The sequence below is a fragment of the Pseudomonas iridis genome (assembly GCF_017980685.1).
GTDB lineage: Bacteria > Pseudomonadota > Gammaproteobacteria > Pseudomonadales > Pseudomonadaceae > Aquipseudomonas > Aquipseudomonas iridis.
On the sequence record NZ_JACXXO010000012.1, the window covers coordinates 1 to 19,431 of the forward strand.

At 53.7% G+C, this 19,431-nt stretch carries 16 protein-coding genes and 1 pseudogene; 9 read left to right on the top strand and 8 right to left on the bottom strand.

The window, feature by feature from the left end; genetic code table 11:
• The 5 genes from IEQ42_RS18950 to IEQ42_RS18970 all read left to right on the top strand — a co-directional run.
• Positions 1-1,115: TniQ family protein (locus IEQ42_RS18950; RefSeq protein ID WP_210704671.1), on the top strand; the 1,115-nt coding region annotated here is incomplete at its 5' end.
• A 337-nt stretch (positions 1,116-1,452) separates the two neighbouring features.
• A complete protein-coding gene (gene iteA / locus IEQ42_RS18955) occupies positions 1,453-2,631 on the top strand; it encodes an anti-phage ATPase IteA (protein ID WP_210704673.1) in 1,179 nt (392 codons plus the stop codon).
• Positions 2,582-4,864: a S8 family anti-phage peptidase IteS gene (iteS, locus tag IEQ42_RS18960; RefSeq protein WP_210704675.1), complete on the top strand. Its 2,283-nt coding sequence runs from the start codon at positions 2,582-2,584 to the stop codon at positions 4,862-4,864. Before iteA ends, iteS begins: the two co-directional genes overlap by 50 nt.
• Positions 4,865-5,401: 537 nt before the next feature.
• Positions 5,402-6,994 (top strand): AAA family ATPase, encoded by a 1,593-nt coding sequence (locus IEQ42_RS18965; RefSeq protein ID WP_153356092.1) that lies wholly within the window; start codon positions 5,402-5,404, stop codon positions 6,992-6,994.
• Entirely contained in the window at positions 6,984-8,000 is a 1,017-nt protein-coding gene (locus IEQ42_RS18970) for a hypothetical protein (RefSeq protein ID WP_153356095.1), read from the top strand. The genes IEQ42_RS18965 and IEQ42_RS18970 overlap by 11 nt, the downstream gene beginning before the upstream one ends.
• Before the next feature lie 1,550 nt (positions 8,001-9,550).
• Here IEQ42_RS18970 and IEQ42_RS18975 read toward each other — a convergent pair.
• The 4 genes and pseudogenes from IEQ42_RS18975 to IEQ42_RS18990 all read right to left on the bottom strand — a co-directional run.
• Positions 9,551-10,393 (bottom strand): annotated as a pseudogene (locus IEQ42_RS18975) (YifB family Mg chelatase-like AAA ATPase); the annotation flags it as partial.
• 596 nt (positions 10,394-10,989) lie between these two features.
• Complete coding sequence (locus IEQ42_RS18980) at positions 10,990-11,526, bottom strand: N-acetyltransferase (protein ID WP_210704676.1); 537 nt, start codon at positions 11,524-11,526, stop codon at positions 10,990-10,992.
• Between the two features lie 203 nt (positions 11,527-11,729).
• Positions 11,730-12,242, bottom strand: a complete 513-nt coding sequence (locus tag IEQ42_RS18985; protein ID WP_210704677.1) for a BRO-N domain-containing protein — start codon at positions 12,240-12,242, stop codon at positions 11,730-11,732.
• Between the two features lie 367 nt (positions 12,243-12,609).
• Entirely contained in the window at positions 12,610-12,870 is a 261-nt protein-coding gene (locus IEQ42_RS18990; protein WP_007920416.1) for an accessory factor UbiK family protein, read from the bottom strand.
• 414 nt (positions 12,871-13,284) lie between these two features.
• Here IEQ42_RS18990 and glnK point away from each other — a divergent pair, with 414 nt between their 5' ends.
• The 4 genes from glnK to sutA all read left to right on the top strand — a co-directional run bounded on the left by glnK (position 13,285) and on the right by sutA (position 16,065).
• Positions 13,285-13,623 carry a P-II family nitrogen regulator gene (gene glnK, locus IEQ42_RS18995; RefSeq protein ID WP_002555808.1) on the top strand — a complete coding sequence of 113 codons (339 nt, stop codon included), beginning with the start codon at positions 13,285-13,287 and terminating at the stop codon, positions 13,621-13,623.
• A gap of 37 nt (positions 13,624-13,660) precedes the next feature.
• Complete coding sequence (locus IEQ42_RS19000; protein WP_210704678.1) at positions 13,661-14,998, top strand: ammonium transporter; 1,338 nt, start codon at positions 13,661-13,663, stop codon at positions 14,996-14,998.
• Positions 14,999-15,211: 213 nt separating this feature from the next.
• Positions 15,212-15,637 carry a secondary thiamine-phosphate synthase enzyme YjbQ gene (locus tag IEQ42_RS19005; protein ID WP_150593475.1) on the top strand — a complete coding sequence of 142 codons (426 nt, stop codon included), beginning with the start codon at positions 15,212-15,214 and terminating at the stop codon, positions 15,635-15,637.
• A 101-nt stretch (positions 15,638-15,738) separates the two neighbouring features.
• Positions 15,739-16,065: a transcriptional regulator SutA gene (gene sutA / locus IEQ42_RS19010; RefSeq protein WP_042561721.1), complete on the top strand. Its 327-nt coding sequence runs from the start codon at positions 15,739-15,741 to the stop codon at positions 16,063-16,065.
• A 189-nt stretch (positions 16,066-16,254) separates the two neighbouring features.
• Here the strand turns inward: sutA and IEQ42_RS19015 are convergent, their stop codons facing one another.
• Genes IEQ42_RS19015 through dapF form a run of 4 tightly spaced genes read right to left on the bottom strand, consistent with a single transcriptional unit; the run spans position 16,255 to position 19,430 of the window.
• A complete protein-coding gene (locus tag IEQ42_RS19015; protein ID WP_210704679.1) occupies positions 16,255-16,962 on the bottom strand; it encodes an HAD family hydrolase in 708 nt (235 codons plus the stop codon).
• Positions 16,959-17,858, bottom strand: a complete 900-nt coding sequence (gene xerC, locus IEQ42_RS19020) for a tyrosine recombinase XerC (RefSeq protein WP_210704680.1) — start codon at positions 17,856-17,858, stop codon at positions 16,959-16,961. Before xerC ends, IEQ42_RS19015 begins: the two co-directional genes overlap by 4 nt.
• Before the next feature lie 2 nt (positions 17,859-17,860).
• Entirely contained in the window at positions 17,861-18,586 is a 726-nt protein-coding gene (locus IEQ42_RS19025) for a DUF484 family protein (RefSeq protein ID WP_042561718.1), read from the bottom strand.
• A gap of 13 nt (positions 18,587-18,599) precedes the next feature.
• Positions 18,600-19,430, bottom strand: a complete 831-nt coding sequence (gene dapF, locus IEQ42_RS19030; protein ID WP_210704681.1) for a diaminopimelate epimerase — start codon at positions 19,428-19,430, stop codon at positions 18,600-18,602.
• Position 19,431: the final 1 nt, after the last annotated feature.

Sequence of the window (19,431 nt, forward strand, 5' to 3'; positions counted from 1 at the left end):
TCTGCTTACGTTTGCCGGCGTACTCAGCATCGGCGAAGGACATCTGTTTCATCGGGACTCAACCGTTCGATTCCTGTGAGGCGGGTATTTCACCAAATCTGGAAGCCTTTTTCAGAGTTTCCTTAGATGAGTTGAAAAACTTTACCTTGTGCTGCTATGAGGGGCTGATTTTTGAAAACTTTCAGTTCAGCGGGGATGTAACTTTTTTATTGCCGACGGGGCTCTATCACCGTACCCGTCGAAGGGCGGGAATTCAGTTCTGTCCTCTTTGCTTGAAGCTGGATACGGTGCCTTACTACCGGCGCCATTGGCGGCTTGCATTGAGTACTGTATGCGCAACGCATGATTGCTTGCTGGAGCAGAACTGTCCCTCCTGCGGTGCGCCAGTAATTTTCCATCAGCACGGCATCGGTCGCTCAAAATCTATTCCTGAGAGCGCTTTGAGTATCTGCAGTAAATGCTTTTTCAGGTTAGGTGATACCCCGTCTAGGCACACTGGCTGCGCGGATAGTGCAGCCGGTCAGTCACTACTCGCCATGACTCGTACAGTCCAGCTTGGGGACTGGGATGGCTCCCTTCGACCGGAGCCGATGAGCCTTACTTTTTTTTCTGGGTTGCGAATTCTTCTCGGACTGATATGCGGGAGACACGGCGCACGAATGCGCTCAGAGCTAGGCGGGACCATTGGTATGGAAATTGATCCTATAGCCCGTTTGGATTTTGAGTATCAGCCGCTGGAGGTGCGATATGCGTTGCTTCTAGCTGCAATGGCACTGTTGGTTGATTGGCCCTCGCGCTTCCATGAGATTTGCTGGTCGGCAAAGCTCACTCGCTCACGCCTCACGGATGCTTTTTCGAGCATGCCGTACTGGCTGCGCATAGAGGTTGATCAATATCTCGATACCCGACCCTATATACCTCCGCCTGAGGAGGTCGCCTCTGCGGCATTTTATCTACAGGGTGCTGGGATGACGGTCTCAGGCTCGACTCTCGGTGCCTTGCTAGGCTTAAAGAGGGATGTTGCCAGAAGGGCTTGCTTACAGTGGAAAGCTGCTCAAATAGGGTCGCCACTCGCGTTTTTCCGCTCCCGCACACATACCGATCGACAGTCCTAATGCCGCGCTTGGGGGCGAGTGCATTGATCTTCACGCCTTCGAGAAGTTAGTGCATGGCTGAAGTCCTTCGCCGGTCAAGTTTGAAGTCGTTGTAGTCATGGACCGGTCGTTGCAAGCCGCGAGACGTGAGATTGTCGAAGGGGGCTGCTGGTCACCACCAAAGGTATAAAAGTACAAGGCTCCGGAATGTTAGCACCAGGGTATAGACGGAGAACCGTACCCTTCAGTAGGCGTAGTCGGGGCGGATCAATAATGCATAAATGCGTAACGATTTATATCTAATACGCTACACTGTCGCGCTATTGTGAAACAGTTTACCCCGTGAGCGAATCATTCCGTGGAATACCTCTCTGAAATTTTGAAGATCCTGGACGGGGCCCTCAAGGCGAATGCCAGCATGGCTTCAAACTATGCCGGCCTTTTGGCCGACAAGCTTGAGGGCGATGGCGACAAGCGCCAGGCGCGCATGATTAGAGAGCGACTGGCACGTGCTCCCACTGCGCTGGCAACCGCTCAGGATGCCGCCAACGGATTCAGCCTGACTAACTTGCCCACTGACGGCGAAAGCCATTTGCATACGGTGGATGTGAGTCGGCCGGTGGTGGACAAGGAGTCGCTTCTGCTTTCGAGCGCCGTTGCGAGCCGAGTGGACGAGTTTCTGGCCAACATCCGCCGGTTTGATGATCTGGCGCGTGTCGGGGCTGCTACAGCTAGCCGCCTTCTGACTTACGGACCTCCTGGAACGGGTAAAACCAAGCTTGCGCGATATGTTGCTGCGCACTTGGAACTGCCATTGCTGACTGTGCGTTGTGACACCCTGATCAGCAGTCTTCTTGGTCAGACCAGTCGGAATCTGCGCCGTGTTTTCGAATACTCACAGCAACAGCCATGCGTTCTCTTTCTGGACGAGTTCGATGCGCTTGCCGGTGCTCGCGGCAACGAGCGGGATGTAGGAGAGCTGCAGCGGGTGGTGATTTCGTTGTTGCAGAACATCGATGCGGTCCCCGAAAGCACCATCATCGTGGCGGCTACCAACCATGACCAGTTACTCGATCCTGCTATATGGCGTCGCTTTAGCTTCCGTATTCCCATGGCTGAGCCGGATGGGCGGCTGCGCAAATTGCTTTGGAAGCAGTACTTGGAGCCGTTCAGCTCGGACGCCCTAGACTTTGACAACCTAGCCAAAATTTCTAAGGGGATAACCGGGGCTAATATCGAACAGGTGTGCCTTGACACCAAAAGAGCGGTCGTTCTTTCAAATCAGTCGTCCATTGACGAAGACGAACTTCTGCGCAGACTAGGTTTGAATCTTGCGCTAGGTACTGGCCGAGTGCTATCTAGTGTCGAGTCAGAAATTCAGTGGCTTAATGGATGGGCGCCCAAGTACTTCTCTCTGAGGACGCTTGGAAGACTGTACGGCCTGTCGACTAGGCAAATAAGAAAAATTCTCAAGGAGGGGTTCGGCAGTGGCTCGGAAGAATGTACCCGCGCGGGAGTCGTTGAGTGCGAGGGTTGATAACCCTTTCATCCACATTCCATTCCAGGCAAAAGACCTTTCCTCGATAGAGCGGGGGGGCGGGGGTGGGGGCACAGAGCTCGCAGTCGTCGATGGCGCATACCGAGCCGCTCTTTCGAAGGCGCTGTTTAGAGCCACTACTGCGCTTTCTCGCGAGCAGACCCTTTATCCACAATCGCTCTCTCACCTTGTCCTCAAACTCCGTGATACCGGTATCGCAAAGAGCCACCGACCCGTTCAGCTTGCCCAAGAAGCTGAGCTGGAGCCGGCCGGTCATGCCAGAATCGATGAGATGCTTGTGGGGGCTACTTCAAGCAGCTTTACCGAGTTCAATCGAGTTATTCTCAAACGCGATACCCGAACCATTCGCTGCAACCTCAGCGCGATAGAATCGATTGAACCCTGGGATCGTAAGCGTCGCAATCCTCAGGGTAGCAAGCAACTGCTTGAACACGGCCGAGCTGTTATGAGGCTGTTCCAGTATCAGCACGACAGGCTGAACGAGCTGAACTACCAGTCTGTTCTGAATACGCTCAAGTCGCTTTCACTTCCTTTTATCGAGATCGCTCAAGGCCGTGGGCTGCCTATAATTGGTATCCCGGACCTGGACGGGATTGGCGGCGATGGGCTCGATGTGCTCCTGGACTTTCCGGGAATTCGTACGATCTATGCCGAACCTTTCTACCATCCGGAAAACACGGTAGTCGTGCCGCAAAGCGGCACCAGTGCTACTGAAGCTTCCTCTCCAGAAGTGACACTGCCGACCGTGGCGGTATTCGACACTGGGGTAAGCAGAGATCGATCGCCCATTGCGGCCTTCGTGAAGTCGCAGGACATATACGTGCTTCCGCCTGACACTAATCATGAGCATGGTACTGCGGTGGCATCGCTTATCGCTGCGGGCTCTTTCTACAACGACAAACACGCTTGGATTCCGACGACGCCAGCTTTCATTCATGACGTCTGCGCGCTTGAGGCAACCGGTGCCCACATGAGTGACTTGGAGCTGCGGCTTCAGGAGGCTGTGCGCCGAAGACCTGATGTGAAAATCTGGAACCTTTCCGTGGGTGGGGATCCTTGCGATGAGAGCAGCTTCAGCGACCTGTCGATGACGCTCGATGAGTTGAGCGACAAGTACCAGGTGCTATTTGTCGTTGCAGCGGGGAATTACAATGAACTCCCGCGCCGTAATTGGCCGACCCCTGTGGAACTCAAGGACAGGATTTCCACCCCTGGTGAGTCCGTGCGCTCGCTGACAGTGGCTTCGGTAGCGCACATTGATGCTACCGACGGCCTCACAGCCGCTGGAAATCCAGCTCCTTATTCACGCTGCGGGCCTGGTCCTGTGTTCACACCTAAACCCGACCTCACCCATGTTGGAGGTGGCGTCCATGCTCCATGGTCTGCTGGTACGTCGAGTCTAAAAGTGTTGGCACCGCAGGGGCATTTGTACTCCTCGTTCGGTACGAGCTATGCCGCCCCGCTGGCCTCGTGCATGGCTGCTCATGCTTGGCAGGCTCTGGCAGGACGTCCCAATCCCAGCCCGTCGCCGTCGTTGGTAAAAGCGCTGATGATCCATTCGGCGCAACTAGCATCACCGGACTATGACTCTTACCAGCGTCGATACTTTGGTGCTGGCCGACCCGATGATGTGCTGAGGGCGCTCTACGATTCGGACGACTGCTTCACCTTGGTTTTTCAAGCGAATTTGGTACCAGGAAATATGCGCTGGAGGAAGTCGCCTTATCCAATGCCTGATGTTCTGATCGAGGACGAGAAGTTCCGTGGTGAGATCATCATGACGGCCGTTTACGCTCCGCCGCTGGATCCGAATGCAGGTAGTGAGTACGTACGGGCGAACGTTGAGTTGAGTTTTGGAACAATTGAAGGCGACAACATTACCGGCAAAGTCCCAATGGAGAGCGAGGAAGGTCAGAGCGGCTACGAAACCGCACAGATCTCAAATGGAAACAAATGGTCTCCGGTAAAGGTTCATCGAAAGGCTTTCACGCGAGGAGTTGCCGGAAAGATCTGGGGACTTCAGGCCACTGCGCTTCTGCGCGCGTATGAGCCTTCACTTACTGAAGCTTTGCCGGTGCACATCATCGTTACCATACGATCACTCGATGGCGACCTGCGCGTGCGGGCTGCCGGCATGCGCGCACTAGCACAGAGCAACTGGGTCAACACACCATTGCCTCTGCGTGTCCCTATCAAAGTTATCAACCGTTGAGCTTAAGGGGCCCCCACGCTCTGTTTGCTAGGTTTTGGGAATGAATGCCACCGTGGGGTCCTGGAAGCCTTAATTATATGAATGCGGAAGCGAAAATTGTTTCGACTAGATTCGGGAACTTCTGCGATTATGCTCAGGATTGAGCTCAATAAACGCGATTATTCTCAGGCGATACTGGATATATGGATGCCCATCACTTGGGATGGTAGCCAGATTGGTTCCTTCTGTATCGGAAACGTATTTGTTGGCTCACCAGTCGTTGGCAGTCCACATGCGCACCACCCACGCAATGATCGGTGACGCCAACGACGTGAGTACAACCAGCCTGTTCTGCGAGCGGAGCAATGAAAAGTCAAGCTGTAAGGGGCATCGGCGCGGTCGGATTAGATCTTTGAATTCTACATGGGGGGTCCAGTTCTTGTGGGAGGCGCAAAGAACTTTAGGAGAGTGACGCATTAAGAGGCTAGATCTGGTTGGTAGGTATGTTATAAAACTTTATCAATATGCGATCTGGACTTATTTAATAGGGAGCTAAGAATGCAAAAAATTTATTCACTGGGAACTCGCCAGCTTAGAAGTTTTGGGGAACACCAGACGCCAATCCCAATCAAGCCGATAAATATTTTTGTAGGCAAAAATAGTTGTGGGAAAAGTACATTCTTACGTACGTTTCCTTTGTTGCGACAGTCAATACAGGCAAATACTAAGTCACCAATTTTATGGTTTGGTGACTTAGTCGATTTTGGAGATTTCAATACTGCACTTCACGATGGAGGTAAGGAAATATCTTTTGATTTCAATACCAGGATTGAAATTGATGAAAAAGAAGAGGGTTGGGCTTTAGTTGCGTTTCTTCATACAACGGGATTTCATAAGAAAGTCTCGGCATACGACGTGTGTGTAAGTATATCTATCAGTAAGGTTGCGGAGAAGCAGTTAAAAACAAGGCTTTCATTTGTTATAGATAATACAAGAATAGAATTGATCTATAATAACGATGCGGTAGAGCTTGTGTTGGCGACGAACACTAAATATGACATGGAGTTCACGTTCAGCGGAAAGTTGATTACGGAGCATGGGTCGTTGTTTCCATTAGCTATCCGTGGTTTGCGCGAAGTAAAGAATGAGACTCTCGCTAAACATTATTCGATCACTAATCCCATTCCAGTTGAAGCAACTAATTACTTAGTAAAGTATCTTTCGAGTTTTCACCACGGTACGAAAAAAACAGCTCGTTTACGTTCGGAATGTGAAGAGCTCTCGATATTGCCATATGATGAACTGCGTAAAAAAATAACTAACACATTTTCTAAAGACAAACACTTCCAGAAAAGCCTAGAAACAGAACACGAAAAAATTACTGAAATAAGCTTTACTCTACTCATGACAAAAGGCTTGGATAGGTTGTTGGCCTCTGCAGACAAGCTGTTTAGTGAGTTCTTCTCTGGTGTAAGATATCAAGGGCCTCTTAGAGCTGCGGGAGAACGCTTCTATCGATATCAGGATTTAAGAGTAGACGAAGTCGATCATACAGGTGGAAATCTGCCTATGGTTATCAACTCTCTGGAATCTATAGAGCAAGCCCAGTTGAGTAGATGGATATTGGAATATTTTGGGTTTGAGCTGAAGCTGCTATCAAATGGACTTCACTATGAGCTTCTTATTCGTGAGGAAGAAGATAAAAAGTTCCATAATATCAGTGATATGGGATTTGGCTACTCTCAAATTCTTCCGGTGATAGTTTCGATTTGGTTAGAGTCTGTGTCCTCAGGGCGCTCTAGGAAAATTAGGGTGTCGCAACAATCTGTACCGAGAATAATTGTTCTAGAGCAGCCCGAGCTTCATCTGCATCCCGCGCTTCAGTATAAATTCGGCAGATCACTAGCAAGAGTTATGAGTATAACCAAAAGGTCGGATTTATATTTTGTAATAGAAACGCATAGTAAGCATCTTATTGATGCTATCGGTGAGTCTATTCGAGAGGAAGAAATTCCAGAATCTTCGGTAAATATAACGCTTTTTCAAAAATTGGACGATGGCATAACCGAAACTCAAATTGCCGGTTTTGATGAAAGCGGTTATCTCGTCAACTGGCCTGTTGGATTCTTGTCTCCCGAATATGATAATTAATATTCCTAGCAAGCTAGACTTGCACATAGATCGCGAAGATAAAATCATTGCATTAGAGAATGTTATTAAGTCTCATGGCGAGGGTAAGCATCTAATATGGATGCATGCAGCAACCATTAAAGAGCTGAGTCATGTTGATGAGTTTGGGCATTTCACAAAGCGCACGCTAAATGCGTTAATTAGTCAAAGCACTGAATACGCATACCTATATAAACAGTTTGATTTTCATGTGTCTGTAAATTTCGAAGATAAACATGCTCTAAGTTATTCGGATGGAGTTCTGAATGTAGGTTATCTTAAATTTCGAGACAGTACTTCGACACAGCAACCTATATTGTTAGCAGAAAACGATCATGACGGGGAAATGTATTCGTGGGGAGCGAAAACCTACCTTCAGATTAAAAACCTGCATAGTCTCAAGGTTAATATTGAAATATTATCTGGCGGAGGCAGCACGACTTACGACTGTTTTAACAGATTAGATTCCGGTTTGCGCTTTTTTACATGCTATATCGACAGCGACAAACTTCATCCGAAGTGGCCATTAGGAAGCACTGCTACTCGGTTCAAATATATAGATCCCGGGTATAAAGGTAGGAGATACTTAGAGGTGTTGGACTGTCATGAGGTTGAAAATATAATCCCTTGGAAAGTATTGGATGCTCTACACAAAGAAAAGCTCAAAAATAGCTTAGTCCATAAATTAGAGAATATTTCTTTTAGGGCTTATCCGGACCATAAAGCTGGATTAACTGTAGGAGATGCGTTAGCGAACGATAGGGCACATCATGATAATTATTGGGAAAAATTCAAGGATGTCGACCCTGATACTGAACTTTGCCCTGGGTTCGGAGATGGCCTTTTAAGGCAAAGTGTAGAATATGTTAATAGCTTATCGCCGAAGTTGTCAAAGGCCCATGTGGACGAAATAATTGATTCTGAGTGGCTAAAGGTTAGTAAGTCTATAGCTTCATGGGGAGTTTCTGGTCGTGGTCTGCTGAGCTAATCAGCATTAGTGCAATGAAATATATAGCCAGTATTGTCGAAGACTCGGATGGGTAGCCCGTCTTATAGATGTCCATCGCCTAGAGCGGCAATCCTGAAACTTCATCCGTTTCTATACAGGCTTTATTGTTGATGTCCATGTGTCTCTACGCACGTATGGTGAAGGGGGCGCATCAGTCGCCCCCGACTAGGTGTTACTTGGGATGCCAAGCTGGAAAGCACATTAAGGCATCTCAGTATTGAAGGAGACTAGGCACTAAAGCTGGCAGAGCAGAAATAGATATGGCAGGACATTTGCGAACGTGAGAACAGTCGTGCTCCATGAAGAGTTTGAGCCGCCGGAAAAGCATCTATCCTTTGGCGCTGTCGAGTATTCGTTTAGCATTTTTCAAGAAGCTCGGTTTTCGCACGATAGTATTAGCGGTACTCGGCGTGTAGAAACTCTTGTTCCGCATCCACTAACCCCTGTCCTGCTAAACGACCAGAGCAGACTAGTTTGCAATCCGAACTCTTAAACGACGCATTCCACTGACGCAGCCTTTGTTCTTTATCCATTGCATCAACTTCTGGCTGCGTTGAGCCTCTAAAACATCCGTAAGCTTCTGCCCACTTACTTTTCTTATGTCAGGCCTTTACTCACTGATGCTGCAGCAAGCGCCTAATCCGTATTTAGTTTGGTTCTAGTACTCGTGTGCTTCGGTGAAGCTGTATGGCAAGTGTGTCGCTCTTGCCGTCGCAGGTAGCTGCCATTCTGATGAGGATTTCGCTTTCAGTTGGCAGCAGTGCTGAAAGAATCAAGGAGGATTGCTGGTGGGTCATTGCGGTTAGGATTTTGCCAAGTTTGAGCATTTTGTATGGGTAGCGCGCAGCTCGTATGCCTCGACGGCTCGAAAGTAGAAACTCTGTCGTTTCAGACTCGCGAGGCGTAAGACCTGCTACTGGATGGCATGGGTGATTAGAGTTTGCATAGATATCAAATTCCCCAGTGATTATCGCTTTTGCGTATCTCTTCGTCGGGCACATGAAATGCCTGAACAGCTCTGCGCAAGGGATCCGAACTTTAAAGAATGAGCCCTTGCACAGTACATAATTTGTCAGAGTCATGAATGATTTGTGAGGGTTGCTCGCACGCGAAATTTTGGACTTGATATCTTCGGTCGTATAATTTTTTCTACACTTTATAATTTGAGATCGCCGTGGATCTATTACGCGCATTTTACTCCATCGTAAATTTTTACTTATTTGTCGGCCGTGCTGCCATGAAGATCCAGGGAGAACGTGGATTAATGCAGTGAACGGCAAATGAAAAGACCTTACAAGACGTTTAGTTTGACCAAAGATGGAATCTTGACTAAAACAGAAAAATTCGAGGGTAATCGATGCAGGATCGTTATCGATAAATCTCACCTCTCTAACCCCGAGGATTTCCCATACCGCTGAATCCTCCGCTAGCGCTTGAACGAAATCCACTAAAAGCCTAAGAGAATTCTCACCTAAAAAAATAATTTATCATATTTCAACGTGAATTATCATTTATCGATGTGTTTTACAACCGCCGACCAGTGCCGGGCCTGACGCCGAGTGATGCGGCTGGCGAAAGGGGCGCTGCGGCCAATGGGTCAGTGGCACGCCGCTGGCGACGGATTGAATCGCCGCCACCTCTAGTGCTTCACTCTCGGCCAGCGGCGGCAACAGCCCCGGCAGGCGACTCGCCAACAATGTCTTACCCGTCCCAGGCGGCCCACTGAACAACAGGTTATGCGCTCCCGCAGCAGCAATCAGCAGCGCTCGTTTCGCCGCCACTTGCCCCTGCACTTCATTCAAGTCGGGATAAGGCTTGCTGGCATGCATCAGTCCGTCGGAGACATAGGGCTCAACCGGCGTATGCCCATTGAAATGCGCCACCGCTTCCAACAAATGATCCACCGCAAACACCTTCAACCCCGAAGCCAGACACGCCTCCTCGGCATTCGCTCGCGGCACCACCAACGCCCGTCCGGCCTTGCGCGCCGCCAGTGCCGCTGGCAACACGCCGCGTACCGGCCGCACCGCGCCGGACAACGCCAGCTCTCCGAGGCACTCCACCTCATCCAGCGTCAGACACGGCACCTGCACACTCGCCGACAAAATCCCCAAGGCAATCGCCAGATCAAACCGCCCGCCATCCTTGGGCAGATCCGCCGGCGCCAGATTCAAAGTGATCCGCCGCGCCGGAAACTGCAGCCCGGAATTGATGATCGCGCTGCGTACCCGATCCTTGCTCTCCTTCACCGCCGCCTCGGGCAGTCCGACCATGGTCAGGGAGGGCAGACCGTTTGCCAGATGAACTTCGACAGTGACGGCGGGAGCATCCACGCCAATCTGGGCGCGACTGTGGACGATGGAGAGGGACATGGTCGTTCCTTGAGCTGAATCGGGGGGCCGCTTCCTGCGGGTTTTTTAAGGGTAGTTGAGCCGGGTTTCAGTGCTGAAATAGAGGTTTACAAGACGTATCAAGACCCGATGGGCTGTCACTGCTTGCCTGAATTGGAGCGTTGACTCTCGCCCGGCATTGACGGATCCTCCCGCTCGAGGACTGCAACTGCGCATTCGTCGGGACTGGGCACCAGTAAAAGCTCCCCCGCATTTTTGGCAGCAGAGAAAGCTGGTTTCTCTGAAGTAGTGACGACGGGCCAGCTCGTCGGATTCTGAACCCATGGTTGCAAAGCCAGGAGCTAAAGAATCGCTGCGACTACTCCTCCAAACACAAAAAAGGCGTCCTATGGACGCCTTTTTATTTTTGACTCAGGATCTTTTACCGGCCAGCGGGCCGCTTGGCTCAAGCTCTGGCCCACATGTAACAGCAACTTCAATAAATCGCCGTTGGTTGGCTGACATATCCCCAGCCAACCGGAGTGCTTCGAGATGTAGTTCAACAATCTGAAGAAGCTTTGCCTTTCGCTTTTTTGGGCTCATACGCACCTCGTGCGATTGGGTTGTTGATTTCGATGTTATTGGCCGTCCACAGAAATGACAAGCCGGTTGGTATGGTCGAATTCGAACCCCAGTTTCCGGTAGTAAAAAACAATATTCGTATCAGGATCCTGAATCTCGATTTCTTTGCATCCTAGCGCTCGCGCATAGTGATCTGCGACAAGCAGAGCAATCGGCGCGATCCTGCCGCGAAGCGGGTGCGCCCTGTCCGGATGCCCTTCCAACAGAACAATCTTTAAGCAGATAGAGCTTGCGCGCGGGGTCGCATAGCACATGCCGCAAAGAATCTGTTTGTACCATATCGCCAAATCCAGACCTTTCGCATCTTTACTTTTCCAGTCTGCAACGTCATCCCAAGGGAAAATTGTTGGCCCCTCCCAGAGAAAGTATTGCTTTATCGCTGCTGGGGTAATTGGCTCAAACTTGACCGCTGCTGCATCAATATCTGGGATTTTCGGGGCAATGTCCTTGAGAAAGAATTTGTAGGCGATCTTTCGCGAGTTTGATCTGAATGTCTGGTTACGAAGATCCGTTGCTTTGCCTTTTCTTCTCATTGTTTCATCTGTTTGGATCTGGTCGCAGAAGATAGCCAGCAGAGAGGGGGCAGCGAAATCAGACGTGGGGGACGCGTTTTGTAGGACGTTACTTCTGTGAGTGGAGGATTTCGGAGTAGGGGGGCGGAGATAACGGAGACACAAAAAAGGTCATTTCAGTGGTATCACTGAAATGACCGTTGGTGAGGTTGCAACGCAAAAATTCAGATCAATTGAAGAGCCTTTCTCCACCATGAGTTCACAATCGTGCGGTTTACCTGTTCTCGCTCCGTCACCATGTTTGGCACATCCTGCAACCGTATCCACGGCTGGTTATTCCAGTGCAGCACACTCAACGACATATCCGGCCAATTGAGCAGGCTTAGTTGTGGGCGTTCGCTTGTGGTGGGGTGTTGGGTGTCGCGCAGGGTGGGGATGACTTGGTGAGTGAGCCATTCGCGCAGGGCTCGGTATTCGGGGCAGTAGTGGTAGACGAGAAGGGCGTAGATACCGGATTCGCTGATCAGCAGGGTGTTTTCGATTTGGTTGTGGATGAGGGTTTTGCGGGTTTGGTGTTGGTCGGGGTCGAGTTTTCGCAGTATGCGTTCGTTGAGATAGATGTGCAGCAGGCGGCTCAGGTCTCGGGCGCAGAACCAGGGTTGGTTCTGGATGAGGAGGGCGTGGAGGGGGAGTTTGTGGCGGGTGAAGATGCTAGGTGTCAGGTAGTTTTCGTCCATGGTTCAGTTCTCGAATTCAAGTGAAGAAAACTGCTTCTGTTCGTCGCCAAACGAAAAGGGTGGCAGCTATGCGCGGGTTGGCGAACCGGTGAATTCGAAACCGGCAGACCCTGAGGTCTCCCACGCAAAGCCGCCATAATTCGTTGAGAGAAAAAACCTCTCTGTGAATTTAGTTGCATTGCGTCGAATTCGATCCAGGTCGCCAAACCCGGTGCTGAACATTCAGCATCGGGTGAGCTTAGAAACCTGGGATTTTCGACGCAATCGGACGGTGGTCATTCAGGTTGTAGGACGTTGCCGAGATGATTGAAGGGCTGGAGATCAAAAGATCGCAGCCTTCGGCAGCTCCTACAGGGGGATTGCGGGATTACTCGGCGGGCGGTGTCAGCTTCGCTTCCATCTCGGCAACTTTCGCTTCGAGGCTTTCAAGGCGAGCGCGTGTACGGGCCAGCACCACCATCTGACTATCGAACTCTTCACGGCTGACCAGATCGAGTTTGCTGAAGGCACTTTGCAGCAGCATCTTGAATTGGCTTTCGATTTCGGCTTTTGGCAGCGGGGTGTCGCCGCTGAACAGGCGGGAAGCGGTGCCGCTCAGGGCGTCGAGGAAGTCTTTGGGCGCGAGCATGGGAAATGTCCTGGAAACAATGGCCGGCAGTGTATCACGCAGTGTCTATAGTCAATCTCGTCGTCAGGGATGCACGCTTTTCGCGCAGGCGGACGGACGGCGACGCACCGTTGTTGTGCGTATCCGCGAAGCGTTTTGCACGCGAGTGCTTGCGGTAGCGGCCAAGGGATTGAAATCAGAGGTTTTTGCCGAGATGGCAAGGTTTCTGCTTAGTCACTCTTGACCCATGCACTGATGCAGTCGCTGTGACGAATGCAGTGCGGCAGACGAAGCGGGGAGTTTCGTCAGCAGCGGTTAGCTGGCGTCAGTCGGGCAGGTATGGCCGACGATGCGTTACAAAGCCAGGCACTGCGCTTAGACTTGAGTCGGGTTTGTTTTCCTGGGGCAAGTCCACCAATTCGGGAGAGAGTTTTCATGAAGCTAGTCACTGCCATCATTAAGCCGTTCAAGTTGGACGACGTGCGCGAGTCGCTGTCCGAAATCGGCGTGCAGGGCATTACCGTTACTGAAGTCAAAGGCTTCGGCCGGCAGAAGGGTCACACCGAGCTGTATCGCGGCGCGGAATATGTGGTCGATTTTCTGCCCAAGGTGAAAATCGACGTGGCCATCGACGACAAGGATCTGGATCGGGTTATCGAAGCGATAACCAAGGCGGCCAACACCGGCAAGATCGGTGACGGCAAGATCTTCGTGGTCAATCTGGAACAGGCGATTCGCATCCGTACCGGCGAAACCGATACCGACGCGATTTAAGCGCCGCCACAAACCCAACGCCCCAGGAGAAAACAATATGACTCTGCGTAAATTCGCAGGGCTAGGAGCCCTGTTGTCCATCGTAATGCCAAGCCTTGCAATGGCGGCAGACGAAGTGGCGGCCCCAGTCCTCAATTCCGGCGACACAGCCTGGATGCTCACCTCGACGGCCCTCGTGCTGTTCATGACCATTCCCGGCCTGGCGCTGTTCTACGGCGGCATGGTTCGCTCGAAAAACATTCTTTCCGTGTTGATGCAGTGCTTCGCCATTACCGGTCTGATCAGCATCCTGTGGGTCATTTATGGCTACAGCATTGCGTTCGACACCACCGGCATGGAACAGGGCGTCGTCAACTTCAACTCGTTCTTCGGCGGCATGGGCAAGGCGTTCCTCGCCGGTGTCACGCCTTCGAGCATTACCGGGCCTGCAGCGCTGTTCCCTGAGGCGGTGTTCATCACCTTCCAGATGACCTTCGCGATCATCACTCCGGCCTTGATCGTCGGTGCGTTCGCCGAGCGGATGAAGTTCTCCGCGATGCTGATCTTCATGGGCATCTGGTTCACTCTGGTGTATGCACCAATCGCGCACATGGTCTGGTCCGGTAACGGCGGCCTGATGTGGGACTGGGGCGTACTCGACTTCGCTGGCGGCACCGTGGTGCACATCAACGCCGGTGTTGCCGGTCTGATTGCCTGCCTGGTACTGGGCAAGCGCAAAGGCTTCCCGACCACGCCGATGGCGCCGCACAACCTTGGTTACACCCTGATGGGCGCCGCGATGCTGTGGGTCGGCTGGTTCGGCTTCAACGCCGGTTCCGCTGCTGCGGCCAACGGCACCGCTGGCATGGCGATGCTGGTCACCCAGATCGCGACCGCTGCTGCTGCACTGGGCTGGATGTTTGCCGAATGGGTCACTCACGGTAAGCCAAGCGCACTGGGCATCGCTTCTGGTGTGGTTGCCGGTCTTGTGGCGATCACCCCGGCTGCCGGCACTGTCGGCCCGATGGGCGCACTGGTGATCGGTCTGGCGGCAGGCGTGGTGTGCTTCTTCTGCGCCACTACCCTGAAACGCAAACTCGGTTACGACGACTCCCTGGATGCCTTCGGCGTGCACGGTATCGGCGGTATCCTCGGTGCGATCCTCACCGGTGTTTTCGCCGCTCCTGCTCTGGGTGGTTTCGGCACTGTCACCGACATCGGTGCACAAGTGTGGATTCAATGCAAAGGCGTCGGCTTCACGGTCATCTACACCGCGATCGTCACCTACGTCATCCTCAAGGTCCTGGACGCCGTAATGGGTCTGCGTGTGACCGAGGAAGAAGAGTCGGTTGGTCTCGATCTGGCACAACACAACGAACGCGGCTACAACCTGTAAGACGCGAAGTAAAAAATTGCCCGGCTTGCCGGGCATTTTTTTGTCCGGGATTTGTCGTTAAAGGAACAGCTGAAAGGATTTTTCGTACGCCTTTAGTCGCGTTTACGACGAGCGTTTTTCTACGGTCAAAGGCTTACATCATTGCAGGAATATTAGGGCCTTTGTTTTTTCCCAGAGCGCGCTAGAATGCGCCCCGAACGTGCGGAGAACTGTATGTGGCAACAGACTCTGATAACCCTGCGGGCAAGGCCCCGGGGCTTTCATCTGGTAACGGACGAGTTGATTCATGGCTTGCCTGAACTCAGGGAGTGTCGGGTCGGTCTGTTGCATTTGTGGCTGCAGCACACCTCGGCATCGTTGACCATCAACGAGAACGCCGATCCGGCGGTCCGTCGCGACTTCGAACGATTTTTCAATCGTCTGATCCCACAAGGAACAGACGGCTATGAGCATAACGACGAAGGCCTGGACGACCTCCCGGCGCACTTCAAGGCCAGCGTGCTTGGCTGCCAGATCAGTCTGCCGGTTTCGGCAGGTCGATTGGCACTGGGAACCTGGCAAGGTGTTTATCTGGGCGAGCACCGTGATCACGGCGGTGCCCGTAAAGTCCTCGCCACCTTGCACGGTGAAGGGGCATAGCCGCTGGTCAGCAGCGGCGAACGATTTTTTAACGGCGACTTTCGACAGTTGCCAAAGCTGGTCTATAACTAATCTGCTTTTCGCAAGTCATGAGGTAGAACATGAGCGACGATGATCTGGAAAACGACGACCTCGAAGTAGGCGACGAAGACGAGGCCGAGGAAGGCCTGGAAGCGGCAGCGGAAGACGTTGCTGACGACGATGGCGGCGAAGATACGCCGGCCCCGGCTGCCAAAGGCAAAGCCAAGGCTGCGGTGTCGGTAGACGATTTGCCGAGCATTGAAGCCAAGAACAAGGAGCGCGATGCCCTGGCCAAGGCCATGGAAGAGTTCTTGTCGCGTGGCGGAAAAGTGCAGGAAGTGGAGGCCAATGTGGTCGCCGATCCGCCCAAGAAGCCGGACAACAAGTACGGCAGCCGCCCTATCTGAGGCGTGCCGCTTGCTTGCTGAAAAAGCCCGCCGTCGCTGCGGGCTTTTTCATGGGTGAAACAAAAATATCTGAATGAAACACAAACCCTGTGGGAGCTGGCTTGCCAGCGATGGCGGCCTGTCAGACGACATTGATGTTGAATGCGCCGGCCTCATCGCTGGCAAGCCAGCTCCCACAGGTGTCCAGTGTTAGTTGGAAACGGCATTCCAGCGTGCGAGTACTGCTGGCAGGTCGCTCAAGCTACGGATCTCGGCATCCGGCAGACGATCCGCCTCCCAGTCTTTACCCGCCGGGTTGAACCACACCGCGCGCAACCCTGCCTCCTGCGCCCCGGCAATGTCATCGCCCGGATGATCGCCAATGTGCACCGCGGCTTCGGCGCTCACGCCGCCGCGCTGCAACGCTTCGTGAAACAGTCGTGCATCCGGTTTGGCGATGCCGATGTCTTCGGCGCAGAGCGCAAACTTGAAGTAATCCGCCAGTCCCAATCGTCGCACATCAGCATTGCCATTGGTGACCACGCCGAGGGCGTAATGGTTGGCGAGAATTTCCAGTACCGGCTCGACTTCGGGGAACACCTCGATCTGGTGCCGCGCATGCAAGAACACTTCAAAACTCTTGTCCGCCAGCTCCGACGCTTCGCCATGGGCGTAACCCGCCTCTTCCAGGGCGTGGAACAACACCCGCCGGCGCAACGCACTGATGCGGTGCTTGAGGCCCGGTTCATTAGCCAGCACCCGTTCGCGGATCGACCACAAGTGCTCCACCGGCAACGCGCCCATATTCGGCGCATGTTCGCTCAGCCATTCGCGCAATATCGCTTCGGCACTGACGATTACCGGAGCGGTGTGCCACAGGGTGTCGTCGAGGTCGAAGGTGATCAACTGGATGCTCATGAGTCATCGCCTTTCATGCGTTTGGCCCGTGGGTGGGCGCTGTCGTAGACCGCCGCCAAGTGCTGGAAGTCCAGATGGGTGTAGATCTGCGTGGTCTTGATATCGGAGTGGCCGAGCAGTTCCTGCACCGCGCGCAGGTCCTGCGAGGATTCCAGCAAGTGACTGGCGAAGGAATGCCGCAGCATATGCGGATGCAGGTTCTGCCCCAATTCACGCTCGCCGGCCAATTTGACCCGCACCTGAATAGCTCGCGGGCCGAGGCGCCGACCTTGCTGGCTGACGAAAACGGCGTCATCTGCCGGGTTGGTCATGGCCCGCAGCGGCAGCCATTGTTCGAGGGCTTCGCGGGCCTTTCTGCCGACCGGCAGCAGACGGGTTTTGCTGCCCTTGCCGAGCACCTGAACCATGCCGTCGGCGAGGTCGAGCTGATCGAGATTGAGCCCCGTCAGCTCCGACAAACGCAGGCCAGAGGAATAGAACAACTCCAGAATTGCCTGATCACGCCGGGCAAGAAAATCATCCTCGACCGCACCCTCAAGCAACTGCAGCGCACGGTCGGTGTCGAGGGTTTTCGGCAGGCGACGTTCGCCTTTCGGTGGCGCGAGGCCGGTGGCCGGATCGTGATCGCAGAGCCCTTCGCGGTTCAGATAGTGATAGAGCCCGCGCACTGCCGAGACCAAGCGGGCGAGGCTGCGCGAGGACTGGCCTTGGGCATGCAGGCGGGCGATCAGGCTGCGCAGGCGCTGGATGTCCAGCGCAGCCCAACTGCCGATGTTCTGTTTGACGCACCAGCCGAGGACTTTATCGAGGTCGCGGCGGTAAGCCGACAGTGTGTGCGGCGACACCTGTCGCTCACTGCGCAAGTGTTCGCAGTAAGCGTCCAGTTGTCGTTCCATGTTCAGCGTACCGAGCGCAGCGAGCTGTTGACCCGTGGCAGCACGCGTCCCATGACTTCGGCGATGTAGCTGAGGAACAGCGTGCCGACCGAGCTCTTGTAGTGCTGCGGATCACGACTGGCGATGGCCAGAATGCCGTGGATGCCCTGATGACTGATGGCGACCACGGCGGTGGAGCCGATCTGTTTGCGTTGTTCTTCGCCGAACAGAAAGTCCAGCTCATGGTCACGCAGGGTGCCACTGACGCTTTTGCCTTCGGTGAGCAAGCCGCCGATGGCAACTTGTGCGTCGGCGTGGCTGACCCAGCGCCCGACCGGCGCCGGGTTGTCGCCGAGCAGGATCAGGCTGACGAAGGGCACCTGGAAGTCCTGACGCAGGCTGTCTTCGACGCTGATGACGACGTCTTCCAGGCTGGTCGCGTCCATCAGGGCGAGGATCAGACGACGGGTCTTGTCGAACAGGCGATCGTTGTCGCGGGCGACGTCCATCAATTGTGAGAGGCGATGACGCATCTCGATGTTACGTTCGCGCAGGATGGTCATCTGCCGCTCGACCAGCGATACGGTGTCACCCCGTCGGTGGGGAATGCGCATGGCTGGCAGCAGTTCTTCGTGCTCGACGAAAAACTCCGGATGAGCCTCCAGGTACGCGGCAACCGCTGCCGCCTCCAGGCTCTCGGACGCTGATTCGTCGGACTGTCGGGCGGGTACCTGAGGCTTATCGGTCATGGTTTCTGCTCACTCAAAGACGCACTTGTCCTTCGTATACACGCACTGCCGGGCCGGTCATCAGCACCGGTTGGCCAGGGCCTGCCCATTCAATGGACAGACGCCCGCCAGGCAGGTCGATCAATAGCGGCGAATCCATCCACCCCTGACTGATTGCAGCGACGGCCGCCGCACAGGCGCCGGTGCCGCAGGCCTGGGTTTCCCCGGCGCCACGTTCCCAGACGCGCAGTTGGGCACGGTTGCGGTCGATGATCTGGATAAAACCGACATTGACCCGCGCCGGGAAGCGCGGGTGGTGCTCGATTTTCGGCCCCAGTTCATGCACCGGAGCGCTGTTGATGTCCTGCACGCGCAATACGGCATGCGGGTTGCCCATCGACACGGCGGCCAGTTCGACTGTGGTGCCGTCGACGTCCAGCGGATAGCTCAAGGCCTGCGCCGGTGCTTCAAACGGAATGTCCGCCGGCACCAGGCGCGGGGCGCCCATGTTCACGCCGATCTGGCCATCATTACGCACGTCCAGTTCGATGATGCCGCCCTTGGTTTCGACGCGGATCTGCCGTTTGGCAGTCAGACGCTTGTCGAGCACAAAACGCGCGAAGCAGCGTGCACCGTTGCCGCACTGCTCAACTTCCGAGCCATCGGAGTTGAAGATCCGATAGCGGAAATCGACGTCCGGGTTGCTCGGTGCTTCGACGATCAGCAACTGGTCAAAACCAATACCGGTGTGTCGATCGCCCCATTGCTTGGCGTGCTTGGGCTGAATATGCGCGTGCTGGCTGACCAGGTCGAGAACCATGAAGTCATTGCCCAGACCGTGCATTTTAGTAAAACGCAGCAGCATG